Source organism: Ruegeria sp. S84 (assembly GCF_056583445.1).
This window is the reverse complement of the sequence record NZ_CM152618.1, coordinates 771406-794351: the sequence shown is the minus strand read 5'-3', so window position 1 is coordinate 794351 and position 22946 is coordinate 771406. Positions and strand designations below refer to the sequence as shown.

At 56.9% G+C, this 22946-nt stretch carries 27 protein-coding genes; 13 read left to right on the top strand and 14 right to left on the bottom strand.

Translation table 11 applies throughout. The annotated features are described in order from the left end of the window. The first annotated feature begins 34 nt into the window (after positions 1-34). Genes bufB through AC1DFB_RS04040 form a run of 3 tightly spaced genes read left to right on the top strand, consistent with a single transcriptional unit; the run spans position 35 to position 2165 of the window. On the top strand, positions 35-892 hold the full coding sequence (bufB, locus tag AC1DFB_RS04050) for an MNIO family bufferin maturase (protein ID WP_480922175.1): 858 nt from the start codon (positions 35-37) through the stop codon (positions 890-892). Then, a complete protein-coding gene (locus AC1DFB_RS04045) occupies positions 889-1650 on the top strand; it encodes an HvfC/BufC family peptide modification chaperone (RefSeq protein ID WP_170510729.1) in 762 nt (253 codons plus the stop codon). The genes bufB and AC1DFB_RS04045 overlap by 4 nt, the downstream gene beginning before the upstream one ends. Further along, the gene (locus tag AC1DFB_RS04040; RefSeq protein WP_170393639.1) at positions 1647-2165 is read left to right on the top strand and encodes a DoxX family membrane protein; all 519 of its coding nucleotides are present in this window, start codon (positions 1647-1649) and stop codon (positions 2163-2165) included. Before AC1DFB_RS04045 ends, AC1DFB_RS04040 begins: the two co-directional genes overlap by 4 nt. 1 nt (position 2166) lies before the next feature. Here AC1DFB_RS04040 and AC1DFB_RS04035 read toward each other — a convergent pair whose 3' ends face one another. Both AC1DFB_RS04035 and AC1DFB_RS04030 read right to left on the bottom strand, forming a co-directional pair. Then, on the bottom strand, positions 2167-2535 hold the full coding sequence (locus tag AC1DFB_RS04035) for a hypothetical protein (protein ID WP_170393641.1): 369 nt from the start codon (positions 2533-2535) through the stop codon (positions 2167-2169). 42 nt (positions 2536-2577) lie between these two features. Continuing rightward, positions 2578-2895, bottom strand: a complete 318-nt coding sequence (locus AC1DFB_RS04030; protein ID WP_480922174.1) for an arsenate reductase family protein — start codon at positions 2893-2895, stop codon at positions 2578-2580. A gap of 214 nt (positions 2896-3109) precedes the next feature. On the opposite strand from AC1DFB_RS04030, the gene AC1DFB_RS04025 reads away from it, so the two are divergent. Next, on the top strand, positions 3110-3316 hold the full coding sequence (locus AC1DFB_RS04025) for a cold-shock protein (RefSeq protein WP_008758035.1): 207 nt from the start codon (positions 3110-3112) through the stop codon (positions 3314-3316). Between the two features lie 115 nt (positions 3317-3431). On the opposite strand, the gene thyX is transcribed toward AC1DFB_RS04025, so the two are convergent. Beyond that, entirely contained in the window at positions 3432-4343 is a 912-nt protein-coding gene (thyX, locus tag AC1DFB_RS04020) for an FAD-dependent thymidylate synthase (protein ID WP_170393643.1), read from the bottom strand. Between the two features lie 177 nt (positions 4344-4520). Between thyX and AC1DFB_RS04015 the strand changes: the two genes are divergently transcribed. Genes AC1DFB_RS04015 through AC1DFB_RS04005 form a run of 3 tightly spaced genes read left to right on the top strand, consistent with a single transcriptional unit; the run spans position 4521 to position 6417 of the window. Further along, positions 4521-4949: a VOC family protein gene (locus tag AC1DFB_RS04015; RefSeq protein ID WP_170404844.1), complete on the top strand. Its 429-nt coding sequence runs from the start codon at positions 4521-4523 to the stop codon at positions 4947-4949. Then, positions 4946-5650 carry a DUF1194 domain-containing protein gene (locus AC1DFB_RS04010; protein ID WP_480922173.1) on the top strand — a complete coding sequence of 235 codons (705 nt, stop codon included), beginning with the start codon at positions 4946-4948 and terminating at the stop codon, positions 5648-5650. Before AC1DFB_RS04015 ends, AC1DFB_RS04010 begins: the two co-directional genes overlap by 4 nt. Beyond that, on the top strand, positions 5647-6417 hold the full coding sequence (locus AC1DFB_RS04005; protein ID WP_480922172.1) for a DUF1194 domain-containing protein: 771 nt from the start codon (positions 5647-5649) through the stop codon (positions 6415-6417). Before AC1DFB_RS04010 ends, AC1DFB_RS04005 begins: the two co-directional genes overlap by 4 nt. Here AC1DFB_RS04005 and AC1DFB_RS04000 read toward each other — a convergent pair. The 3 genes from AC1DFB_RS04000 to AC1DFB_RS03990 all read right to left on the bottom strand — a co-directional run bounded on the left by AC1DFB_RS04000 (position 6364) and on the right by AC1DFB_RS03990 (position 7585). Next, the gene (locus tag AC1DFB_RS04000; RefSeq protein ID WP_170393651.1) at positions 6364-6861 is read right to left on the bottom strand and encodes a MarR family winged helix-turn-helix transcriptional regulator; all 498 of its coding nucleotides are present in this window, start codon (positions 6859-6861) and stop codon (positions 6364-6366) included. The genes AC1DFB_RS04005 and AC1DFB_RS04000 overlap by 54 nt on opposite strands. Before the next feature lie 77 nt (positions 6862-6938). Then, positions 6939-7196 carry a succinate dehydrogenase assembly factor 2 gene (locus tag AC1DFB_RS03995; protein WP_170393653.1) on the bottom strand — a complete coding sequence of 86 codons (258 nt, stop codon included), beginning with the start codon at positions 7194-7196 and terminating at the stop codon, positions 6939-6941. Beyond that, positions 7193-7585, bottom strand: coding sequence for a helix-turn-helix domain-containing protein (locus tag AC1DFB_RS03990; protein WP_170393655.1), 393 nt, complete (start codon positions 7583-7585; stop codon positions 7193-7195). The genes AC1DFB_RS03995 and AC1DFB_RS03990 overlap by 4 nt, the downstream gene beginning before the upstream one ends. A 92-nt stretch (positions 7586-7677) precedes the next feature. On the opposite strand from AC1DFB_RS03990, the gene AC1DFB_RS03985 reads away from it, so the two are divergent. Together AC1DFB_RS03985 and AC1DFB_RS03980 are read left to right on the top strand one after the other, a co-directional pair. Continuing rightward, positions 7678-8880, top strand: coding sequence for a pyridoxal phosphate-dependent aminotransferase (locus AC1DFB_RS03985; protein WP_170801318.1), 1203 nt, complete (start codon positions 7678-7680; stop codon positions 8878-8880). A gap of 14 nt (positions 8881-8894) precedes the next feature. Beyond that, positions 8895-9296 (top strand): hypothetical protein, encoded by a 402-nt coding sequence (locus tag AC1DFB_RS03980; protein ID WP_170404825.1) that lies wholly within the window; start codon positions 8895-8897, stop codon positions 9294-9296. 4 nt (positions 9297-9300) lie between these two features. Here the strand turns inward: AC1DFB_RS03980 and AC1DFB_RS03975 are convergent, their stop codons facing one another. The 3 genes from AC1DFB_RS03975 to AC1DFB_RS03965 form a co-directional block, all read right to left on the bottom strand. Further along, positions 9301-10665: an MATE family efflux transporter gene (locus AC1DFB_RS03975; protein ID WP_170645810.1), complete on the bottom strand. Its 1365-nt coding sequence runs from the start codon at positions 10663-10665 to the stop codon at positions 9301-9303. Between the two features lie 129 nt (positions 10666-10794). Next, complete coding sequence (gene ppk2, locus AC1DFB_RS03970) at positions 10795-11724, bottom strand: polyphosphate kinase 2 (protein WP_480922171.1); 930 nt, start codon at positions 11722-11724, stop codon at positions 10795-10797. 167 nt (positions 11725-11891) lie between these two features. After that, entirely contained in the window at positions 11892-12500 is a 609-nt protein-coding gene (locus tag AC1DFB_RS03965) for a carboxymuconolactone decarboxylase family protein (RefSeq protein WP_480704427.1), read from the bottom strand. A gap of 186 nt (positions 12501-12686) precedes the next feature. Here AC1DFB_RS03965 and AC1DFB_RS03960 point away from each other — a divergent pair, with 186 nt between their 5' ends. The 4 genes from AC1DFB_RS03960 (at position 12687) to AC1DFB_RS03945 (ending at position 16844) form a co-directional block, all read left to right on the top strand. Further along, complete coding sequence (locus AC1DFB_RS03960; protein ID WP_480922170.1) at positions 12687-13241, top strand: NYN domain-containing protein; 555 nt, start codon at positions 12687-12689, stop codon at positions 13239-13241. A gap of 137 nt (positions 13242-13378) precedes the next feature. Then, on the top strand, positions 13379-15337 hold the full coding sequence (parE, locus tag AC1DFB_RS03955) for a DNA topoisomerase IV subunit B (protein ID WP_170465521.1): 1959 nt from the start codon (positions 13379-13381) through the stop codon (positions 15335-15337). An 8-nt stretch (positions 15338-15345) separates the two neighbouring features. After that, positions 15346-16308, top strand: a complete 963-nt coding sequence (locus tag AC1DFB_RS03950) for an MrcB family domain-containing protein (RefSeq protein WP_480922169.1) — start codon at positions 15346-15348, stop codon at positions 16306-16308. 254 nt (positions 16309-16562) lie between these two features. Beyond that, the gene (locus tag AC1DFB_RS03945; protein WP_170511160.1) at positions 16563-16844 is read left to right on the top strand and encodes a hypothetical protein; all 282 of its coding nucleotides are present in this window, start codon (positions 16563-16565) and stop codon (positions 16842-16844) included. 59 nt (positions 16845-16903) lie between these two features. On the opposite strand, the gene AC1DFB_RS03940 is transcribed toward AC1DFB_RS03945, so the two are convergent. From AC1DFB_RS03940 to AC1DFB_RS03920, 5 genes are all read right to left on the bottom strand, one after another. Further along, complete coding sequence (locus tag AC1DFB_RS03940; RefSeq protein ID WP_480922168.1) at positions 16904-17674, bottom strand: alpha/beta hydrolase; 771 nt, start codon at positions 17672-17674, stop codon at positions 16904-16906. A gap of 58 nt (positions 17675-17732) precedes the next feature. Then, positions 17733-18878: an iron-containing alcohol dehydrogenase gene (locus AC1DFB_RS03935; protein ID WP_480922584.1), complete on the bottom strand. Its 1146-nt coding sequence runs from the start codon at positions 18876-18878 to the stop codon at positions 17733-17735. A gap of 67 nt (positions 18879-18945) precedes the next feature. Beyond that, entirely contained in the window at positions 18946-20328 is a 1383-nt protein-coding gene (locus AC1DFB_RS03930) for an aldehyde dehydrogenase family protein (RefSeq protein ID WP_480921609.1), read from the bottom strand. A gap of 128 nt (positions 20329-20456) precedes the next feature. Beyond that, positions 20457-21809, bottom strand: a complete 1353-nt coding sequence (locus AC1DFB_RS03925) for a glutamine synthetase family protein (RefSeq protein ID WP_170594908.1) — start codon at positions 21807-21809, stop codon at positions 20457-20459. Positions 21810-21899: 90 nt separating this feature from the next. Next, the gene (locus AC1DFB_RS03920) at positions 21900-22934 is read right to left on the bottom strand and encodes a TRAP transporter substrate-binding protein (protein ID WP_170391784.1); all 1035 of its coding nucleotides are present in this window, start codon (positions 22932-22934) and stop codon (positions 21900-21902) included. Between the last annotated feature and the right edge of the window lie 12 nt (positions 22935-22946).

Here is a 22946-nt window from a genome sequence, read left to right as displayed (position 1 = left end):
GCCCGCCCTTTCCACGTGATCAGGGGATTTGCAAATGTTGGACAATGCGCTCAGATCGAACCGGCTGCCTGCAGCACCGGGCGTTGGTTACAAACCACAGCATTTCTCGCAGATTCTTGAACAGGCCAAGCCTGTGGCGTGGCTAGAGATTCATGCCGAAAACTATATGGGCGATGGTGGCAGACCTCTGGCACAACTGCGTCACCTGTCCGAACAATTCCCCATTTCAGTGCATGGTGTCGGGCTGTCGATCGGCGGCGAAACGCCACTTGACCCAGATCACCTGGAGCGCCTGAAGCATCTTGTCGGCTGGTTGAACCCGGCCAGCTTTTCGGAGCATTTGGCCTGGTCAACCCATGACAGCCACTTCCTGAACGATCTACTTCCTCTGCCCTATACTGATGCGACTCTGGACCGTGTTTGCGACCATATTGATGAGGTGCAAGAGATTGTCGGGCGGCAAATGCTGTTAGAGAACCCCTCGAGCTATTTGGCTTTCGAGGAAAGCACATGGTCCGAACCTGATTTCTTGCGAGAAATCACCCGGCGCACCGGATGTGGGTTGCTGCTGGACGTGAACAACGTCTTTGTTTCAGCCACCAATCTGGATTTCTCACCGCAGGGCTATATTGATGCCTACCCGCTAGACCAAGTCGGTGAGATTCACCTGGGCGGGCATGATGAGGACGAGGACGATCATGGGCATCCCTTGCTGATCGACAGCCACGGGCGCGAAGTGGTGGACCCGGTCTGGGCGCTGCTGGACTACGTACTAGACAAATCCGGCCCCAAACCCCTGTTGATTGAATGGGACACCGATGTACCGGACTGGCCGGTGTTACGGGCCGAAGCCGAGCGCGCGCAAAAAGCGCTGGATCGCGTGCCCGCATGAGCGTGTCGCAAACGACATTCCACACCGCGCTGCTGGATGCCAGCCAGCCCATCCCTGATGGCCTATTGGACGCCGAGGCGCAGCCCGCCGGTCGTCGCTTCAGCGTCTATCGCAACAACGTCGCCGTCTCACTGACCGAGGCGATGCGTCAGGCCTTCCCGGTCATCACAAAACTGTTGGGACCGCAGAATATGGACGGGCTGGCTGGAATATTCTTACGCCAGCACCCGCCCTCCTCACCCCTGATGATGTTTTATGGCGAGGAATTCCCTAAATTTCTGGAAGGAATGGAGCAGTTGTCGCATCTGGGCTACCTGCCGGATGTTGCCCGTCTGGAACTGGCGCTGCGTAGGGCTTACCACGCCGCTGATCGACAACCCATAGATGCCGAAGCGCTCAGCTTGCCACCGGAAGATTTGATGCAAGCCAAACTGACCCTCGCGCCGTCGGTGCAGGTGTTGCGTTCAAGCTGGCCCGTACATGCGATCTGGCTATATAACACCGAAGAAGGCGCGCCGAAACCTGAGGCGGGCGCTCAGGATACTTTGATCATGCGTCCCGAATACGACCCTGCCCCACACCCATTGCCACCCGGTGGTGCGGCATGGATCGCGCTGATTCAAGATGGCAAATCCATCGGTGAGGCATTTGAATCCACCATGGCCGAAACACCCGAATTTGATCTTGGAACCACTCTGGCACTGCTTTTGCAGGGCGGTGCAATAACTTCTGTGACTATCGAAAGGCTGGACACATGACTGCCCTGATCTCAACTTACAATAATGCGATGGAAAAAGCGGATCACGCGTCCGGTTGGCTGACACCAACCCTGGCTCGGGTGGTCTTTATCGCCGTGTTGTTCGTCTACTACTGGAACTCGGCCACGCTGAAAATCGACGGCTCAATCTTTTCGCCATCGGCCGGAGCCTTCGGTCAGATCTTTCCCAAAGCGGCCGAAGCGGTGCTGTATGATGTGACTCAGATGACCTTTTTCCAGCGGGTCGTCATCTTCTTTGGCACAGTGGCCGAATTTGTCCTGCCTGTGCTTTTGCTGGTCGGCCTGCTGACGCGCCTTGCCGCGCTTGGCATGATCGGATTTGTCTGGGTTCAAACACTGACCGATGTCACCGGGCATGGCATCAAACTGGGCGGCTTGTTCGACAACGCAATTACGTTGATGGATCAGCGCGTGATGTGGACATTCCTGCTGCTGGTGATTGTGATCAACGGCGCGGGTCCGCTGTCTCTGGATCGGTTATTACGCCTGAAGTGACCTAGAAATGTGCCTTGGGCTCGTCCGGTTTTCCTGCGGCGAGCCCGAGCAACCCTGCTACGCCTGCAAAGGCAATCGGGAACATGGTGAAAACACCGAAGCCAAAGGCGTAGTACATCCCAGCGGCAGAAATCAGCAGCAAAATGCCTGCAATCAGAGCCCGCGAATGGGCCATCGCCCCGCCAACGATTGCCAACAAAGGCGCCACGATCGAAGCCGTCTGGATCAACTCGGGGTTCTCTACCTGCTCGGCAATGCCTTCGATCTCACCAAACTGGTCGATCAGTTCCACAAAGCCGTAGCCAAAAAAGCCGACGATCATCCCGATCAGCCCGGCAATGACGCCTAAAATCATGGCAGCGTTTCGCATTCACAGGTCTCCGCTTGTTGCCCGTGTCACATAAGCAGTTCTTCAGGCAACACCAAGGGCCTGACGGGTTTCAGGCGTCCAGCCCAGATACATCTGACCATTGGATACTATCAATGGGCGTTTCATCAGGGTCGGATGATCAGCCAACAGCGCGAGCACCGGTCGATTGCGTGTGTCATCATCCAATCCCCGCCAGGTTGTTGATCGCGTATTGAGCAAGGCTTTGCCGAAAGCCTCGTACGCCTCGGACAGCACATTTTCGGGAACCCCTTGCGCGCGGACATCAACGAAAACCGCATCTGGAAGCAGTTTCAATGCCTTACGGCACGTATCGCAAGTTTTTAACCCATATAGCTGCATTATCTAACTAATCCTGTAATCGCTGCAAATTTAGACAAACCCATCAGGCTGCCCCAGTTATTCTTGATTTTTTACTTCACCGTGTAATGTTGAAAAAGGCGAAACACGCGACCCGGGCTGTATCGTGAGGGCGAACAGTGACGTGTGGCGGTTTTGCCAGCCAAGGCCCCCACCAATTTGTGGGACAACTTGTAAGTAGAAGGAGACACGGGAAATGCCAACCGGCACCGTGAAATGGTTTAATACAACCAAAGGCTATGGTTTTATTGCGCCCGACGAAGGGGGCAAAGATGTGTTTGTTCATATCTCGGCCGTAGAACGATCCGGTCTGACCGGACTCGCTGACAATCAGAAAGTCTCGTACGAGTTGCAGGACGGACGTGACGGCCGCCAAATGGCTGCTGATTTGAAGCCGCTGTAAGGCACAGCCCGCCCCGGCGGGAAAGATAAAAGAAGGTTGACGGCCAATTTCAGGCCGTTAACCGCAAACCCTAGTGAACGCGCCCACCTTGGGACGTGCTCAGTTTTCTGTTGAATCAACCCTCTCGGATAACAGCCTCAAACTCACGCCATTCCCGTGCGGTCATGCCTGAGTTTTCCTGAGTGACATCTTCACCGCTGAGCATCCGACGCAAGCAGGTCACCATCTGCGCCGAGAGGTTGACTGCGCCAAGGCGGTAGTCCTCAAACGCACGGTAGGCAAACGGTACCCAGTCGGCGACAATCTTGCACATGGTATCTGCGTAAACGCGGATTTCGTACTGCGCGTGCGGGTCGGCACGCAGACGCAAGAAGTGGAACAAGTTGTGCAAGTCCACCTTCCAATACCATTGCGTATAAATGTTGGCTGGAAGGTTCATCCGCGCCAGTTCACGCGCAAGCCCTTGCTGGCCGTCCTGACCGATCATCGCCTCGTAGTTGTCATAGCAGCGCGCACTGTCCGCTTTCAGAATCTCCAACACACGCGCGGCCTCTTCGCCTTGCAATGTGTCTCCACGGCCCTGATTGTTAACCTCGGATTGCGCGGCGACATGTTCGGGTGCCGGGATATAGAACTCTCGATCCAGGATCGAATACCGCGCCGAATATTCGTTCACATTCGCCGTGCGGTGGCGGATCCACTGGCGGGCTACGAATACGGGCAGTTTAACGTGCAACTTGATCTCGCACATTTCAAACGGGGTCGAATGCCAGTGGCGCATTAGATAGCGGATCAGACCTTCATCATTTTGCACCGACTTGGTGCCTTTGCCGTAGGAAACACGCGCGGCCTGACAGATCGCTGCATCGTCGCCCATATAGTCGATAACGCGGACAAACCCGTGATCCAGAACCTGATGCGCCGTGTACAGATGATCTTCCATACCTTCGGCAACGACGCGGCGGGTCGGGCTCGACTGTGCGCGCTGAGCTTCGATCTCGGCCAGTTGGTCGGCAGACAGAGGCATGAAATTATCCTTTCCAGCAATGAGTCGCCGACCACTATATATCGGCAAGCTTGCCATCGGAACCGCGATATGTGCGGCGCATTGCGCTAAATCGGAATTGTGTCCGGCCAGCCCCTCGACATGGGATGAAGGCGCGCTAAGGTGCTTGGCATCACAACCAATGCAAGGAAAGTCGCGATGGGGCTGACATATCTCCACACCATGGTCCGCGTGAAGGATCTTGAGAAATCCATAGCGTTTTATGAACTATTGGGCCTGAAGGAAACGCGTCGTTATGAAAGCGAGGCTGCGCGGTTCACACTGGTATTCCTCGCCCCACCGGGACAAGAGGACGCGCCCATTGAACTTACATACAACTGGGATGGCGACGACGCACTGCCAAGCGACAGCCGCCATTTCGGGCATCTCGCCTATGGTGTCGACAACATTTACGAGACCTGCCAGCACCTTCAGGACAATGGCGTTGTGATCAACCGCCCGCCGCGCGACGGGCGCATGGCATTCGTCCGCTCGCCTGACAATATCTCAGTTGAGTTGCTGCAAAATGGTGAAGCGCTGGCCCCGGCGGAGCCTTGGTCTAGCATGGAAAGCACCGGCCACTGGTGATCCGCTGGCTGGGAGCACTGGGGCTGGCTGTCACGGGCAGCCCCCTTTGGGCCGAGACCTGCCGCCTGGCGCTGGCGCTGGCAATGGACATCTCGACCTCGGTGGACGCGACCGAGGATGCGCTGCAACGACAGGGGCTGGCCAACGCATTGATTGCGCCCGAGGTGCAGGAGGCTTTCTTCCTTTCACCTCAACCGGTTGCATTAGCCGTCTATGAATGGTCCGGCAGTTTCAACCAGACATTGCTTTTGGATTGGACGATAATCGATACTCGGGCCAATTTGATCTCCGCCGCGCATCGGATCGGCACATCGAAGCGATCGGAAGACGAGTTCCCGACTGCGATGGGTCACGCACTGGCTTTTGGGGCAACCCTGCTGGCGAGCGCCCCGAATTGTCTGTTCCAAACCATCGATATCTCGGGCGATGGCAAGAATAACGATGGCTACGGGCCACAGATCGCCTACAAGCACTTTCCATTCGAAAACACGACCGTGAATGGTCTGGTGATCAATGCAGCTGATTTCGAAGGAGAAATCGACTTGATCCCGTTCTTTCAGAAAAATGTACTACACGGACCCGGTGCTTTTCTTGAGATCGCCGCCGGGTTCGAAGATTTTGAGCGTGCCATGCGTCGCAAACTGGAACGGGAATTGAAAGGATTGGAACTTAGTGCGTTGCAACCGGATAATGCGAAATGATCCGCCTGTGTGCGACACTTCTTTGCCTGCTGGCCAACCCGCTTTCAGCGCAATGTCGACAGGCTTTGGCGTTGGGAATGGATGTCTCTGGTTCGGTCGACAGTCGTGAGTACAGGTTGCAACTTAGTGGCCTTGCGGCCGCGTTGCGCCATCCCAAGGTGGTTCAACTGATCCTTCCAAACCCGTCTACCTTTATACGGATCGCTATCTACGAATGGAGCGAACCTGGCCACCAACGCCTCTTGCTTGGTTGGACAGATGTTCGCTCGACTGCTGATCTGCGTCGAATTCAGCAACATTTAGAAAGCACAACACGCTCATCAGCGCCGCAGGGAACGGCGGTCGGGTCGGCCATGTTGTACGGTGCTGAGATGTTGGAGAGCCAAAGCGATTGCTGGCGGCGAACACTGGATCTGTCCGGTGATGGTAAACACAATCTCGGACATCACCCGCGGGACATAAAAGCCGCTTTGCAAAACGCTGATATTACAATCAATGCCCTTGTAATCGGTATCGACGACCCCAATCCAGGAGACACCCGCCAGGTAGAGATTGGGGAGCTATCTGCTTATTACCACGCGTGGGTCATCCGAGGCCCCGATGCTTTCGTCGAAGTCGCCCTTGGCTTCGAAGCCTATGAAGATGCGATGACACGTAAACTGATCCGAGAGCTTGAGGGGCTGTCGCTGTCCCAAACTCAGCCATCAAAGCTATCAGTAGATATACCGAATCTGATCGGTCCAATATCGTTCGACCCGACGCAGTGAACCGGTGATCTCTTCAATCCCATCGGTCCCGATCACGCCGCGGTTTTGCAGCCCTTCGGCATGGCGGGCGAACAGGTCTGACACGATATCGCGAATCTCACGCCCGCGCGGCGTCAGGCGTACTCGTACCGAGCGGCGGTCAATCTCGCATCGTTGATGGTGCATATAGCCCATCTCGACCAGTTTCTTAAGATTGTAGCTGACATTACTGCCTTGATAGTAACCACGGCTCTTCAACTCTCCGGCGGTTACTTCATGGTCGCCTATGTTGAACAACAGCAGAGCCTGCACCGCGTTGATCTCAAGTACGCCGACACGCTCGAATTCATCCTTGATGACGTCCAGAAGCAAGCGATGCAGACGCTCGACCAGCGCCAACGCCTCAAGATAGCTCGTCATGAACCCCTTGGTCCCGGGCGCGGTGACCTGTAACTCCATACTCATTCAATCCTCCGATTCATCGCGCTGTTTCTGAAAACATGACGCGAATTCCCGAAAAATCGGTTAAGCCTGATGATTGCTTATTTTTGAAAGGTTTGCGCGATATCCGCGATCAATTCGGCCAGCGGTTCCGGCGGGCTGGCCTGACCAGTGACCCATTGATAAAGGTCCTGATCATTTTCATGCAGCAAGGCATCGTATGTGTCCAATCCCGCCTCGTCCATCGAAGACAGATTGCGATCGGCATATGCCGTCAGGATCAAATCCATCTCTTTGATGCCCCGCCGCATCGAACGCATTTTCATGCGCTTGATCCGGGTCTCGCGCGGCTCGGTCATTGATTGCGTTCCAATTTCAGACGCAGCGCTTTTTCGACGCGGGCCAGCCGCTCGGAGTTGGCTCGCATCTCACCTCGGATCGTGCGGAGCTCTGCAACAAGATCGCGCAATTCCGAGTCCGTATCGCCATGCAGGCTTGTTTCGTCCATGCCGTCGCCCTCGCCCGTCAGAAGCCACATGATCGAGACATTCAGTAGCCCCGCCATCATCGACAGCTTATTCGCACGGGGTTCCGACAAATCATCTTCCCACGAGGTGATCGTGGCTTTTTTGACACCAAGCCTGCGGGCCAATTGGGTCTGCGTCATACCTGCGGCTTCGCGTGCGCCAGCAACGCGATCCCCGAAGGTTGCGGTGTCCGGTCCGAACCAGTCTGTTTCGTCGTTCATCGGGGTCTCCAAAGGGTAAAACTCAATTGGCTTGATCGTTATTTCGGCGCACCCTATGACAGTCGGGCTGAACATACAAACCGAGGCCGACCATGAGTTTCCTGTCTGCGACACTGTCACGCGTAAAACCCTCGCCCACCATCGCGATGACGTCCAAAGCAGCCGAGCTGAAGGCCGCCGGGCGCGATGTGATCGGGCTGAGCGCAGGCGAGCCCGATTTCGACACGCCTCAGAACATCAAGGACGCCGCCGTGGCCGCCATCGCTGCGGGCAAGACCAAATACACTGCTCCGGACGGCATCCCCGAGCTGAAACAGGCGGTTTGCGCCAAGATGAAGCGTGACCACGGATTGGACTATACGCCCGCTCAGGTCTCGGTCGGGACCGGGGGTAAGCAGACGCTTTACAACGCGCTGATGGCTACGCTGAACGAAGGCGATGAGGTCCTCATCCCCGCGCCCTATTGGGTCAGCTACCCAGACATGGTGTTGCTGGCCGGTGGCACACCCGTGATCGTCGAAACTTCGCTGCAGACCAATTTCAAACTGACAGCGGATCAACTGGAAGCCGCGATCACACCTAAAACGAAATGGTTCATCTTCAACTCACCCTCGAATCCCACCGGAGCGGGCTATAGCTGGGCTGAACTGAAAGAACTGACAGATGTCCTGATGCGGCATCCGCATGTTTGGGTGATGACCGATGATATGTATGAGCACCTGGCCTATGACGGGTTCGAGTTCTGCACGCCCGCACAGGTGGAACCGAGACTTTATGATCGGACGCTGACCTGCAATGGCGTCTCCAAAGCCTATGCCATGACCGGTTGGCGTATTGGCTATGCGGCAGGCCCGGTCGAGTTGATCGCCGCGATGCGCAAGGTGCAATCTCAATCAACTTCGAATCCCAGTTCGGTCAGCCAATGGGCAGCAGTCGAGGCTCTGAATGGAACTCAAGCATTCCTTGCGCCGAATAATGAGATCTTCAAACGCCGTCGCGATCTGGTCGTCGACATGCTCAGCCAAATCGACGGTATCTCGTGCCCGACACCCGAAGGCGCGTTCTACGTCTATCCATCAATCGCAGGCTTGATCGGGAAAACCACACCCGCGGGCACAGTGATAGATTCGGACGAAACCTTCGCAATCGCCCTGCTGGAAGAGGCCGACGTGGCGGTTGTGTTTGGCGCAGCTTTTGGTCTGTCCCCCAATTTCCGCGTCAGCTATGCGACCTCTGATGAAGCCCTGACTGAAGCCTGCACACGCATCCAACGTTTTTGCGCCGCGCTCACCTGATACCGGAGTTTGTTATGTCCACAGCCCTGCCTGAATACTATTTCCGCGTGCGCGAAAATGGGGCAGCGGTGTTCAGGATCGACACGGAAAATCGCCATCGCCGGATCGAGATGGAACAGATCGCGGTCATCAACATCCGCAATGGCGAGGTCAAACCGCAGGGCCAGCGTGTACTAAGCGACGCCGACAACGATGAAATCGCGCGCTGGATGGAAGAGCGCAAAGCCCTGCTATCCCGCCGTGATATGGATGATATACACCGTGCGGTTGACTACCTGAATCTGACCACGCAATGGGCTCAGTCTAAAGCAACGGATGCGCAATTAGAGGACGTGACCGACCCATTGCTGATGGCAATGCACGACTTGCGGTCGGTACTTGTTCGAAAGAAATCCGACCGGATGAGCAAAGAATGATCCCCTAGGCGGGAACTTCTCCTACATCGCGCACCGACCTTAGCCAGAAGCGCGCCATCAACAATACGGCAGCACAAGCGAGGCCAATCACGAGGCCAAGCCAGACTCCGATCCCCTCCATACCTCGAACAAAGCCGAAATAGTACGAAGCGGGGATACCGATCACCCAATAGCTGAGTGCGGCCATCACCATCGGTATTTTTGCATCCTGCAAACCTCGCAACAGGCCTAGTGCGATGACCTGCGCCCCATCGACCAGCTGGAACAACGCAGCCATCGCCAGCAGGCCAGTGCCGATTAGCAGGATCTGTGGCCGCTGCGGATCATCGGCCTCCATAAACAGCGAGATCAGGGGCTCAGCGCATGTCAGGAATAGAACAATCGTCAAGACCGACACGATCAACGACATCCCGGTCACCGTAATCGCGCCTTTCTCAAGATGCGCCCGATCCCGTCGACCCAACGCGTTGCCCGCCCGAATAGTCGCCACATTAGACAGGCCCAAATGAACCATGAACGTCGCCGAGGCGAGGTTCAACGCAATCCCATGAGCTGCCAGCGGCACTGGACCCAACCAGCCCATCATGACAGCAGAGATCGCGAACAACGACACCTCCGCCAGTGTCGTCAGACCGATGGGAACGCCCAAACGCAGCACGCTCATGAACATCTCCCAATCCGGGCGCCAAAACCGCTGAAACAAGCTGTGTTCCGGCAACGCACGCACCGCATAGATCACGACCGCCACCAATGATACGATCTGCGTCACCACTGACGCGATAGCCGCACCAATCACCCCAAGTTCGGGCGCGCCCCAGTTTCCGAAGATCAGCGCATAGTTGGTCACGCCATTGACCACAGCTGCAACAATCGTGATCCACAGCACAATCTGCGTCCGCTCAAGCGCGGCCAAATAGGACTTCAGTACCATCACCAACAGCGCCGGGAACAAGCCCCACCCCGCGACCCGCAGGTATACTGACGCAGTTTCAGCGACTTGCGGCTCTTGCTTCAAAGCAATCAGGATCGGATGGGACCACCACAAAAGGGGCATCATCACCGTCGCATAGATCAGTGATAGCCACAGACCCATGCGAGTGGAGCGGCGAATGCTGGTCTCATTTTCCTCGGCGGCAGCGGTCGCTACCATCGGCATTACAGCCCACCCAAACCCGGCACCAAACAGGAACAGGACGAAATAATAGCTGTTGGCCAGCGTCACGGCAGCCAACGCCTCGACACCGTACCAGCCCAGCATGACTGTATCGGTCAAACCAATCGCATACTGTGCCAGATGCCCGCCAATCAACGGCAGGCCCAGCACCGCGATTGCGCGCAAATGGCCGGGATATGTCATCACCTTGTTCATTCCGCCAGCCTTAGGCTTGCGCGCTGCCCGAGACAAGAGCGGAACAAACTTATTTCATAATGAGACTAACGAGAACAAAGCGACGCAAGCCATCACCTTTGGTGCAACTGCTTTACAGTTTATCGATTTTCAGCCGATCTTCGCGTCAGGATGCAGCGCTGTCCCCAGAATATGGTCCGAGTTATGAATTACGTGATGCGCCTGCCCAACTATCAACGGATCAGGCTCACCAACGATCCTGAGGTCTTTGTCCGGGTAGTCCAGCGTCGACAGGAAATGCCGCATGCAGTTCAGACGCGCGCGTTTCTTGTCGTTGGATTTGACAATCGTCCAGGGCGCATCAGCGGTGTCGGTGTAGAAGAACATCGCCTCTTTCGCCTCGGTATAGTCATCCCATTTGCTCAGGCTAGCCTTGTCAATCGGTGACAGTTTCCATTGCTTCAACGGATCAGTTTCACGACTCCCAAAGCGCCGCTGCTGCTCTTCCTGCGTGACCGAGAACCAGTACTTATAAAGTTGAATGCCCGAGCGCACCAGCATCCGCTCCAACTCGGGCGTCTGCCGCATGAATTCCAGATACTCATTGGGTGAGCAGAAGCCCATCACCCGCTCGACGCCCGCACGGTTGTACCAGGACCGATCATAAAACACCATCTCGCCCACGGTGGGCAGCTGCTGCACATAACGCTGGTAATACCACTGCCCCTTCTCCTCATCCGTCGGCTTGTTCAATGCGACCACACGCGCCTGACGCGGGTTCAGATGCTCCATGAACCGCTTGATGGTCCCACCCTTGCCGGCGGCGTCGCGGCCCTCGAACAACAGCACAAACCGCTGCCCGGTCTCCTGCGACCACAATTGAACCTTCAGCAACTCTGCCTGCAGCTCGGCCTTTTGCGCCTCGTAATCCTTGCGTGCCATCTTGCGGCCATAGGGGTACTTGCCGCTCTCAAAAGCTTGCCGGATTTTCTCGGATGTTGGTGCCGAAGCATCCGCCTTCAGGTCAGTTACAGCATTGATCTGCGATGATTTTTGTTTGATCTGGGGTGCCGCATCCATACATGTTCTCCTCGGTTTCACTGTCGAGGAGATGCTTAGCCGATTGTCACACGGCGCGCTTTGATTGGTGTCAAATTGACATAGGTTTTATCGGGGCGTCAAAGAACAGGCCTATGCCCGTTCTTTACATGACCCGAAAATACATAGGGGAGCGGCCAGCCCCGCATTTACCGATGTCCCCAATCATCAGGATTGTCCGAGTTGTTCGGCGACAAGCCCAAAACGTCTCCGTCAGTCGAACACCCCAACCCCAAAACGGTTCTGTTCGCATAGGAGAAATACGAACACACCTGATTGATCTCAAGAATCTCGCCATCTTCCCACCCCGCCTCTCGCAGAGCGATCACATACGCCTCAGTCAGATCGCCGGGTGCCTCGGTCAGCTTGCGCGCATATCTCATCGCTTCGACCTGTGCCGCGTCCAGCGGGGCCGAGGCCGGATCACGCGCCTCAATCGCCGCACGGATCGCATTGCCGCGCACCTCATCATGCAGCAACCGCTGCAATCCGGAAAAGTGATGTTCTACGCAATATCCACACTTGTTCAGAGAGCTGACCCACACGCCCAGCACCTCAAGAAACCACTTCGGTATCTTGTTGCCCGAGTGATGCAGCACGGCCTTATACATCGCCATATGGCCTTCCATCGAATGCGGCCGCAGGCTGTGCGCCATCATAATGTTGTCCACATTGTTGTCCGGCCCGGTGACCCGGTCATAAAGCCTCCTCAGCTTTCCCGTCGCCTCTTCGAATGGAATGGTTCTGATCCAGCTCAATTCTTCTGCTCCCTAATTTCTGCTTCCGGAACAAAGCCTAAACGGGATTTCGAAACATGACGAGACCTTGGAAAGCTCGCGGTTTAATATCAATCTGTTTTGCATCACTGATATATGCTGGGCAGCCACCCCTACTGTCTGCTACGTCCCTATTGAAACAACTTTCTGACCTAAGACTTTTCAACTGTGCGCCCTCTCATCTGTATTTTTGCCCTGTCTTGTTTTGGCTCTGCTTTAGCTATGTTCAATCCAGCGTTCTCAGATTTGTTATTGCTGACAGGACCGTGCGCATTGGCAAGTTTGCTGCTGCTGTTCGGAAAAAGGCTACGCCGGCTCAAAACTTCGAAAAACTGGGCTGTCGTCGATGGATCAAATGTTTTGCACTGGAAAGGCGGTGTTCCTAATATCGCCACAGTGCGCGAGGTTGTCGACGAGTTGAAGACAAAGGGGCGGACACCGGGCGTCGTCTTTGATGCCAATGTAGGATACAAAATCTCAGATCGCTATATGAACGACAGTTCCCTTGCGGCTTTGCTTGGGTTGCCATGCAGCCACGTGATGGTTGCGCCGAAGGGTACTCCTGCCGACCCGCTGGTTCTTCAGGTAGCGCGGGATCTCGGTGCTGCTATCGTCACAAATGACCGGTTCCGTGATTGGGATGACGAATATTCGGATGTGCTTGAGAAAAGTTCTCTTGTTCGAGGTGGCTTTAAAGACAAAACTCTCTGGCTGTCATTGTAAACGCGCTGCAATACAGCGCTGAATATCGCTCCGGTTCCGTTGGCCCCGACAAACCGGATACAACACCTCGCGTCCCTCTTCCCCCGGACCACATCACCTGCCATAATGGGGGAAACTCAAAAACAAGAGCAGCACCCATGCCCGACGATCTGTTGACGCCAGAAGCGACCTCCACCTATGACGCCTCGTCCATCGAGGTGCTCGAAGGGCTGGAACCGGTGCGGAAACGCCCCGGCATGTATATTGGCGGCACCGATGAGCGCGCATTGCACCATATGGTGGCCGAAATCCTCGACAACTCGATGGACGAGGCCGTCGCGGGCCATGCCAACCGGATCGAGGTGGAACTGCACGCAGATTACGCTCTGACCGTGCGCGACAACGGGCGCGGTATTCCGATCGACCCCCACCCGAAATTCCCGGACAAGTCCGCGCTAGAGGTGATCCTGTGTACACTGCACGCAGGCGGCAAGTTCTCGGGCAAGGCGTATCAGACTTCGGGCGGTCTGCACGGTGTGGGTGCATCGGTGGTGAATGCCCTGTCGGATTCGATGGTCGTGCAGGTGGCACGCGACAAACAGCTATTCGAACAACGCTTCTCGCGCGGTATCCCTCTAGGTCCGGTGGAAAAAGTAGGCGCAGCGCCCAACCGGCGCGGTACAACCGTCACGTTCCACGCCGACGCCGACATCTTCGGCCACCACAAATTCAAACCCGCGCGCCTATTCAAATCCATCCGCTCCAAGGCCTATCTGTTCTCGGGCGTCGAAATCCGCTGGAAATCCGCCATCGACGACGGGGAAACCCCGACCGAGGCGAGTTTCCACTTCCCCGGCGGCTTGTCGGATTACCTGAAGGAGACGATGAACGGCTCGTCGACCTATGCCGAGCAGCCCTTTGCCGGCACCGTGGACTTTAACGAGAAGTTCGGCACCCCCGGCAAAGTCGAATGGGCGATCAACTGGACGCCTTCGCGCGATGGGTTCATCCAGTCCTACTGTAACACCGTCCCCACCCCCGAAGGCGGCACACATGTCGCCGGTTTCTGGGCTGCGGTCCTCAAGGGGATCAAGGCCTATGGCGAGCTGATCAACAACAAGAAAGCAGGTCAGATCACCCGTGACGACCTGATCACCGGCGGCTGCGCGCTGGTGTCCTGCTTTATCTCGGAACCGGAATTCGTCGGCCAAACCAAAGACCGTCTGGCCACGGTCGAGGCGCAGCGGCTGGTCGAAAACTCGGTCCGCGACCATTTCGATAACTGGCTGGCGGCTGATACGAAATCCGCCGGGGCGATCCTCGACTTCCTCATCCTGAGGGCCGAAGAACGCCTGCGCCGACGGGCCGAGAAGGAAACACAACGCAAGTCCGCCACTAAGAAACTTCGTCTCCCCGGCAAGTTGGTGGACTGTAGTAGTTCAACACGGGACGGCACGGAATTATTCATTGTTGAGGGCGATTCTGCGGGCGGCTCGGCCAAAATGGGCCGTGACCGCAAGACACAGGCCCTGCTGCCCCTGCGCGGCAAGATCCTGAATGTGCTGGGCGCGGCAAGTTCGAAACTGGGCACCAATGCCGAGATCAACGACCTGACCCAAGCGCTGGGTGTGGGCCTTGGCACCAAGTTCAACGTCGACGACCTGCGCTATGACAAGATCATCATCATGACCGACGCGGATGTGGACGGGGCGCATATCGCCTCGCTTCTAATGACGTTCTTCTTCACCCAGATGCGTCCCATGATCGACGCGGGTCACCTGTACTTGGCTTGCCCGCCCCTCTATCGCCTGACCCAAGGCGCAAAACGCGTCTATTGTCTGGACGAGGCCGAGCGCGACGAATGGCTGGAAAAAGGTCTGGGCGGCAAAGGCAAGATCGACGTCTCGCGCTTCAAGGGTCTGGGCGAAATGGACGCCAAGGACCTGAAAGAGACCACAATGGACCCGGCCTCGCGCAAGCTGATCCGCGTCACCATCGACGAGGACGAACCCGGCGAGACCGGCGACCTGGTCGAGCGCCTGATGGGCAAAAAACCCGAACTGCGGTTCCAATACATTCAAGAGAACGCGCGGTTTGTGGAGGAGTTGGATGTCTAGGAGAAATAATGCTTCACCAAATGCTCGCCAGAATGGCGAGGGAGTTCGTTTTTGAACGAGCCAAATCTTTTGCCGGCAGCGATTTTGGGAATTTTGTTCGACACGACGTATCAATAGAAGCCAAGAAACACTTAATATTTCTACCTTACGCGTTAAAGGTCAAATCTAGCGTTGGTGCAGGCAACTGGGCAGCTGTACCTTGGTTGGCTTTTTTTGACCCATTAGTTACTGAGAGCGCCACAAGAGGTTTTTACGTAGTTTACCTGATTAACGCACAATCAGAAGAAATTGTGCTGTCGATGAACCAAGGGACGACGGAAGTATACATCGAGTTTGGCGAGCGCAAAGGTCGTCAAGTTCTGCGCCGAAGAGCAATTGGCTTGGCAGAAAGGGTGCCAGAATTTGCCAAGCTGTTCTCTGTGGAACCAATTGATTTAGGCTCCTCAGAATCCCTACCGCTTGGGTATGAATCTGGCCATTCGTTTGGGCGCACCTATTCAGCAGATCAAATCGATTCCGATCGGTTCTACAAAGACTTAGATAGAATGCTGTCTGCCTATAATGCACTTGTAGATCGCGGTGGCACTACTCCCACAGACACCATGATGGAAGAAGCGGGAACAACAGACATAACAGAAACCCGCAAGTACTTTCTTTCACGTCGCATAGAACGGACGCCGAATATTAGGAAGACCGTCCTTCAAGCCAGGGGTACTGTTTGCGAAGCATGCGGTATGGATCCTAAAATACACTTTGGCTTTGACGGTCCACTACAGAACACTCCGATAGACGTACATCACGCGAAGCCAATTAGCGGCTTGGCTGAAGGTGAAAGCCGTAGATATAGAATACCAGATGATTTCTTGGTTCTTTGTCCAACGTGCCATCGAATGATCCACAAGCAAACGGACTCTTCGGATGTAAATCTGCTGATAAACTCAATTCGATTTGAATATACGATCAAGAAGTAGATACGTCCGCCTTACAACTGGCTAACGACACCAGGTTTCATGTAACTGAATTGACCCATATAAATGGAGTGGTTTATGCTGGCCAAAATTCATAGTTGACGCGTGGCAACAGCCACCCTCCAAACACACCGCTTGCCTAACTCTTTGATCCCGTTCACACTTACCCTCAATCCGTCATCCAAGAACGACATTTGAGGTTCCGAGCGTCCAAGACCCAATTAGACCACGAACAAATTTCCGAACGGGAGGACGACATGAAAACACTTACCCTCGGGCTGGCCCTGACCCTGCTGGCCTCGGCGGCCCCCGCGCAGCAGATGCTCAGCACTGCATCGCCCATTCCAGACGGGGCCGAGACGCGGTTTTGCTACTATGGCGGGATGGCCTATTCGCCAGACGCGTTCATCCTGCTGACCGGTGACAACACCGTAACCTCAACCATCAGCACGCGCGAGGAACGGCTGCTGCGGTGTCATCGCAATGACGATGGCTCTCTGGTCTGGAAACCGCAGAGCACGTTTCAAACCAACAACTGACGTAGGATGGGTTTCCAACCCATCAAAGCGGAGCGGGGACGATGGGGTGAAACCCCATCTTACCCAACATTCCGATCCAACCAGTCGGCAATCTGTTCGGCTGGGCCTTCCCAGCCCGGCTCCATGAACAGAAAATGCGCGTGGTTGTCGACAGGCAGGAAAGTCGCACGGTCTCCGTAAAGCTTCGCCAGAGCACGGCAGGTGTTGGGGTTCACGGCCCGGTCCTCGGTGCCTGAAACAATCAGCACCGGGCAGTCGACCTTGTCGATATCCACCTTCATCGCGTGGTGGTCGTCGAACATCCAGAAGAACATCTCGAACATCACCCGCCCGCTTTCGGGGCCGAGTTGGTCATACACCTCATGCTGCTGCGCCTCGGGCATCTTGTTGAGCGCAAAGGGGGCCATCAGGTCGAAATCGACCCGCATGGGCTGTTTCCAGAACGCCCCACCCTCCATCAACGCGCGCGGCACAGCGCGTTCGTCGTCGGTTTCCGGCAATGTGCCCCAAGCCGCGTTTGGGTTGATCAGGACAATTGCGCTGGCCAACCCTCGAGACGCCACCTTCTGCGCCACTACCCCCGCAATGGCATGGCCCAGTAGAACAGGTTTGCTCTCCAACCCCTGCACGAAGTCTGCAATGTCATTGGCGTAATCTAGGACGCTTGTGTCGGTGAGGCCGGGATCGGGATCTGCCTTGGGGTCGCCACCATGATAGCGTAGCGCGGGCGTATGCACCGTCCAGCCACGTGCACGAAAGAAGCCCGCATAATCCTCCATACACCACGGTCCGGCAAAAGCACCGTGGATCAGAACAATCTCTTTTGTCATGAAAATCTCCCTCACCTCCGACCAGTATGAGAGGTGAGGGATCGGTTCGGCAAGCCCGTTAGTGTGCTGCGTTGAAGAGCGTTGTCAGGTTTTCTTCGGTCAATTCGATCGGATTCCCTCCGCATGAGGGGTCGATGATAGCGCCTTGGACCAGTTCGGGGATGGCGGCTTTGGTGACGCCGAGGTCGGAGAGATTGCGGGGGATGGCGAGGCTGTCGTTAAACTCTTGCACGAAGCTGCGGAAGCCGTCGAAGCCGCCGTCGATGCCCAGATAGGCGGCGGCTTGCTGGAAGCGGTCGGCGATGACTGGCGCGTTGAACTCGAGCACGGCGGGCATGCAGACCGCGTTGGTGGTGCCGTGGTGGGTGTTGAACACCGCGCCGACGGGGTGGCTCATGGCGTGGATGGCGCCCAGGCCTTTCTGGAAGGCGGTGGCCCCCATCGCCGCCGCGCTCATCATCTGGGCGCGGGCTTCGATGTCGGTGCCGTCCGCATAGGCACGTGGCAGGTAGTCCTTGACCAGCCGCATCCCTTCCAGCGCGATGCCCTGAGACATCGGGTGGTAATGCGGGCTGCTGAACGCCTCGACACAATGCGCGAACGCATCCAGACCGGTGCCTGCGGTGATGAACTTGGGCATGCCCACCGTCAGCTCGGGGTCGCAGATCACCACGGTCGGCAGCACCTTGGGATGGAAGATGATCTTCTTGGCGTGGGTTTCAGAATTGGTGATGACGCTGGCGCGCCCCACTTCGGACCCGGTCCCGGCAGTTGTGGGCACGGCGATGATCGGCGCGATGGCATCGGCATCCGCTCGGGTCCACCAATCGCCGATGTCCTCAAAGTCCCAGACCGGGCGCGTCTGACCACACATGAAGGCGACCATCTTGCCCAGATCCAGCCCCGAGCCGCCGCCAAAAGCGATCACCCCGTCATGGCCGCCCGCGTTATAGGCCGCAACACCGGCCTCGAGGTTCTGTTCATTGGGGTTCGGGTCCACATCCGCGAACAGACCCCGGCCCAGACCGGCGGTCTCCATGATATCCAGCGTCGCGGTGGTGATCGGCAGGTCGGCCAGCCCCTTGTCGGTGACCAGCAGCGGCTTCTTCATGCCGGCCGCCGCACAGGCTTCGGGTAATTCATTGATCCGCCCGGCCCCGAATTTGATTGCGGTTGGATAAGACCAGTTTCCAACAAGTGACATGTTTGCTTTCCTTCGTGTCAAAAGGCCTGCCCCGGCGAGGGGGTCATTCCGAGGCAGGCCGGCGTCCTTAGCCCGTGACCTTTTTCAGGTGATAGGATTTGGGACGTGTCAGGTTGTGATAGCCAATGACCGAGAGACCGCCGCCGCGCCCGGTATTCTTGCAGCCGGTCCAACACAGGCCGGGATCCAGATAATCGGCGCGGTTCATGAAGACGGTGCCCGTCTCAATCTGGTCGCCCACCCGCGCAGCACGGTCCAGATCGCTGGTCCAGAGGCTCGCTGTCAGGCCAAACGCGCTGTCATTCATCAGCCGGATGGCCTCGTCATCCGTGGACACTTTCATAATGCCCACTACCGGACCAAAGCTTTCATCCCGCATCACCCGCATGTCATGGGTGACATTGGTCAGGATCTGCGGCGTCAGATATGCGCCGCCATCATCCTCGGGGAAGATGTCGATATGGGCCACCGCACCAGCCTCGACCGCCTCGGCAATCTGCGCCCGCACCTCATCGGCAAAGCGCACATTGGCCATCGGGCCAATGGTGGTCTCAGCGTCCAGCGGATTGCCCAGCTTATAGCCCTTCACGATCTCCACCGCCCTGGCGACGAAGTCGTCATACAGGCTTTCATGCACATAAATCCGCTCGATCCCGCAGCAGCACTGGCCCGCGTTGAACATTGCCCCGTCGATCAGCGTCTCAACCGCCGCCTCCAGATCGGCATCGTCCATCACATAACCCGGATCCTTGCCGCCCAGCTCAGTCCCGACGCCGGTAAAGGTGCCCGCCGCCGCGCGCTCCATCGCCTGGCCGCCGCCGACCGAGCCGGTGAAGTTCACGAAGTCGAACGCATTGCCCGCGATCAGATCGTTGGTCACGTCATGGCTCAGAAAGACATTCTGGAACACGTCTTCGGGCACACCCGCTGCATGGAAGGCCTGCGCCATACGCTCGCCCACCAGCAGGGTCTGCGTGGCGTGTTTCAGGATCACCGTATTACCCGCGATCAGCGCCGGGGCCACCGTGTTGATCGCCGTCATGTAGGGGTAGTTCCACGGCGCCACCACAAACACCACCCCATGCGGGATGCGCCTGATATAGCGCTTGAACGTCTCATCTTCGCCCACCGCGATATCAGCCAATGCGCTTTCGGCAATCCCGGCCATATGGCTTGCGCGCTCGTTGAAGCCGCCAAACTCACCGCCATAGCGCACCGGGCGACCCATCATATGCGCCAACTCGGGCACGATTTCCTCATTCATCGCGCCGACAGCAGCCACACCCGCCATCACGAGATCAATGCGTTCCCGCAAGGGCCGCGCCGCCCAAGCCGCCTGTGCGGCCCGCGCCCGGCCCGCAACCTCAAACGCGGCCTCCCGCGACAACACCTCGCGTTCGGCATAGACCGACCCATCAATCGGCGAGACACATTGCAACATCTGCCCCATAGTCACTCCATCTCTAAAGAGAGCAGGATCCCTGCTTCATCTGGCCATAAATATCTCGGGGGCCGCCATTGGTGCGCCATTGGTTCGAGCGCCAATGGCGGCGGGGCTGGCCCCTCGCTTTCACCCTCTCAAGCCCGCTCGAACCCGCGGGCAATTTCCCAATCGGTCACCACGCGCTCAAACTCTTCGATCTCAACCTCGGCCGCGCGCGCATAGTGATCGACAACGTCATCTCCCATCGCAGCCCGCAACATCGCCGAGCCATGCAGCGCATCCCGCGCCGCGCGCAGATTGCCCGGGATCATCCCCGTCTCTCCCTGATAGACGTCGCCCGTGGTCGGCGGCTGCAACTCCAGCCCTTCTTCGATCCCAGCGATCCCCGCCGCCAGCATCCCAGCCATCGCCAGATAGGGGTTCATATCCGAGCCCGGGATACGGCATTCCACCCGCACCGCCTTGGTGCCGTCACCGCACAGGCGGAACCCGGCGGTGCGGTTGTCCACCGACCAGATGATCCGCGTCGGCGCAAAGGTCCCCTTCATGAACCGCTTGTAGCTGTTGATGTAGGGCGCCATGAAACAGGTGTAATCGGCGGCGTATTTCAAAAGACCCGCCATGTAGCTTTTCATCACATCCGACATGCCGAGCGGATCTTTTTCGTCGAAAAAGATCGGCCGCCCCTCGGACCAGAGCGACTGATGCACGTGGCTGGAACTGCCCACCTTCTCATGATGCCATTTCGGCAGGAAGGTCGCGGCATGCCCATGCTGCCAGGCAATCTCTTTCACCGCGTTCTTGGCGATCGAGTGATACTCGGCCGTCTCCATCGCAGGCGCGTATTTGATGTTCAGTTCTTCCTGCCCGGTCTCGGCCTCACCTTTCGTGTTCTCGACCGGTATCCCCGCATCCCACAGATGGTTGCGGATCGGGCGCATCACATGCTCTTCCTTGGTGGTCTGAAGGATGTGATAGTCTTCGTTGTACCCCGAGATCGGCTCAAGGTCGCGAAAGCCTTCCTTGCGGATCTGATCAAAGCTTTTCTCGAACAGGAAAAACTCCAGCTCGGTGGCGCACATCGCGTCATAGCCCATCGCCTTCAGCCGGTTCACCTGACGTTTCAGGATCGAGCGCGGCGCGTGTGGCACTTCTTCATGCGTGTGATGATCCAGCACATCGCACATCACCATCGCCGTGCCTTCCAGCCACGGTACAGGGCGCAGCGTGCTCAGATCCGGCTTCATCACATAATCGCCATAGCCCCGCTCCCAACTGGTCGACGCATACCCATCCGGCGTCCCCATCTCGAGATCCGTCGCCAGCAGATAATTGCAGCAATGCGTCTCTTCCCACGCCCCCGCAACAAAATGACCCGCATGAAACCGCTTGCCCATCAAACGGCCCTGCATGTCAACCAGACAAACCAATACCGTATCAATCTCGCCAGACGAAACCTCAGCCTTCAAATGCTCAAATGTCAGCATACAATACCTCTGTGATATGCGAGAATTTTCGACGAAAATTCTTTGTCCCTGTAACGACCGGCCCGCGAAAGAACGGGCCGGTCCAGTATTTTATCCGTAACGATAGGGCCGCCCGGCCTTGAGCATTTCGGCGTTGTAGCGCTTGAAGATATCCACGACCTTTGCCTTGGTCTCGGATTCCGCAGCAATTTCGTCCCAGAACTTAACAGCAGCTTCTTCAACCGTCGCCCACTCTTCATCCGGGATGGTCGTCAATTGCATCTTGGTACCGTTAACCCGCAGGTTGGCTTCGCCGCCCCAATACCACCACTGGCGGTAGTAGTGCGACTGGTCACAGCAGACCTTGAACAGAGTTTGCAGATCTTCCGGTAGCTCGTTCCAGCGATCCATATTGGCAAAGAAGTGGCCGGCCCAGGCCCCCGAAATGTTGTTGGTTAGGAAGTAGTTAGTCACATCCGCCCAACCCACGGTGTAGTCTTCGGTGATGCCCGACCAGGCAATACCGTCCAACTCGCCGGTTTGAACTGCAACTTCGATGTCTTCCCACGGCAGTGTGACGGGTACCACGCCAAACTGGCTGAGGAACCGGCCTGCTGTCGGGAAGGTGAAGATGCGTTTGCCCTTCATATCCTCCAGCGAATTGATCGGATCCTTGGTCGCAAAGTGACACGGGTCCCACGCGCCGGCGCTGATGTGTTTAACGCCAACCTTCGAATACTCTTCGTCCCAGATTTCGTTCAAGCCCCACTGGTTGAACAGTACCGGTACGTCCAGCGAATAGCGCGAAGCGAACGGGAAGTAGCCGCCGAACACAGTGACTTCGGTGGGCGAAGCCATCGAGTCATCATCCGATTGAACCGCGTCGATGGTTCCCTTCTGCATAGCGCGGAACAGCTCTCCGGTCGGGACCAGTTGATCGGCGTAGAACAGCTCGATCTGCATACGGTCACCGGCGATCTGGTTGAACATCTTGATAGCCGGGTCGATCACATGCTCGGCCAGTGCAGGACCGGCATATGTCTGCATCCGCCATGTGATCGTGCTTTGCGCCAGTGCAGGCGTTGCCAAAGGTGCCGCCGCAACCCCTACCCCCGCAGTTTTCAGAAACTTACGTCTTGTCGTCATGTCAATTTCCTC

Bases quoted from the DNA above. Each gene is read 5' to 3' on its own strand.
- bufB (WP_480922175.1), top strand. From the start codon at position 35: ATGTTGGACAATGCGCTCAGATCGAACCGGCTGCCTGCAGCACCGGGC.
- AC1DFB_RS04045 (WP_170510729.1), top strand. From the start codon at position 889: ATGAGCGTGTCGCAAACGACATTCCACACCGCGCTGCTGGATGCCAGC.
- AC1DFB_RS04040 (WP_170393639.1), top strand. From the start codon at position 1,647: ATGACTGCCCTGATCTCAACTTACAATAATGCGATGGAAAAAGCGGAT.
- AC1DFB_RS04035 (WP_170393641.1), bottom strand. From the start codon at position 2,535: ATGCGAAACGCTGCCATGATTTTAGGCGTCATTGCCGGGCTGATCGGG.
- AC1DFB_RS04030 (WP_480922174.1), bottom strand. From the start codon at position 2,895: ATGCAGCTATATGGGTTAAAAACTTGCGATACGTGCCGTAAGGCATTG.
- AC1DFB_RS04025 (WP_008758035.1), top strand. From the start codon at position 3,110: ATGCCAACCGGCACCGTGAAATGGTTTAATACAACCAAAGGCTATGGT.
- thyX (WP_170393643.1), bottom strand. From the start codon at position 4,343: ATGCCTCTGTCTGCCGACCAACTGGCCGAGATCGAAGCTCAGCGCGCA.
- AC1DFB_RS04015 (WP_170404844.1), top strand. From the start codon at position 4,521: ATGGGGCTGACATATCTCCACACCATGGTCCGCGTGAAGGATCTTGAG.
- AC1DFB_RS04005 (WP_480922172.1), top strand. From the start codon at position 5,647: ATGATCCGCCTGTGTGCGACACTTCTTTGCCTGCTGGCCAACCCGCTT.
- AC1DFB_RS04000 (WP_170393651.1), bottom strand. From the start codon at position 6,861: ATGAGTATGGAGTTACAGGTCACCGCGCCCGGGACCAAGGGGTTCATG.
- AC1DFB_RS03995 (WP_170393653.1), bottom strand. From the start codon at position 7,196: ATGACCGAGCCGCGCGAGACCCGGATCAAGCGCATGAAAATGCGTTCG.
- AC1DFB_RS03990 (WP_170393655.1), bottom strand. From the start codon at position 7,585: ATGAACGACGAAACAGACTGGTTCGGACCGGACACCGCAACCTTCGGG.
- AC1DFB_RS03985 (WP_170801318.1), top strand. From the start codon at position 7,678: ATGAGTTTCCTGTCTGCGACACTGTCACGCGTAAAACCCTCGCCCACC.
- AC1DFB_RS03980 (WP_170404825.1), top strand. From the start codon at position 8,895: ATGTCCACAGCCCTGCCTGAATACTATTTCCGCGTGCGCGAAAATGGG.
- AC1DFB_RS03975 (WP_170645810.1), bottom strand. From the start codon at position 10,665: ATGAACAAGGTGATGACATATCCCGGCCATTTGCGCGCAATCGCGGTG.
- ppk2 (WP_480922171.1), bottom strand. From the start codon at position 11,724: ATGGATGCGGCACCCCAGATCAAACAAAAATCATCGCAGATCAATGCT.
- parE (WP_170465521.1), top strand. From the start codon at position 13,379: ATGCCCGACGATCTGTTGACGCCAGAAGCGACCTCCACCTATGACGCC.
- AC1DFB_RS03950 (WP_480922169.1), top strand. From the start codon at position 15,346: ATGCTTCACCAAATGCTCGCCAGAATGGCGAGGGAGTTCGTTTTTGAA.
- AC1DFB_RS03945 (WP_170511160.1), top strand. From the start codon at position 16,563: ATGAAAACACTTACCCTCGGGCTGGCCCTGACCCTGCTGGCCTCGGCG.
- AC1DFB_RS03940 (WP_480922168.1), bottom strand. From the start codon at position 17,674: ATGACAAAAGAGATTGTTCTGATCCACGGTGCTTTTGCCGGACCGTGG.
- AC1DFB_RS03935 (WP_480922584.1), bottom strand. From the start codon at position 18,878: ATGTCACTTGTTGGAAACTGGTCTTATCCAACCGCAATCAAATTCGGG.
- AC1DFB_RS03930 (WP_480921609.1), bottom strand. From the start codon at position 20,328: ATGGGGCAGATGTTGCAATGTGTCTCGCCGATTGATGGGTCGGTCTAT.
- AC1DFB_RS03925 (WP_170594908.1), bottom strand. From the start codon at position 21,809: ATGCTGACATTTGAGCATTTGAAGGCTGAGGTTTCGTCTGGCGAGATT.
- AC1DFB_RS03920 (WP_170391784.1), bottom strand. From the start codon at position 22,934: ATGACGACAAGACGTAAGTTTCTGAAAACTGCGGGGGTAGGGGTTGCG.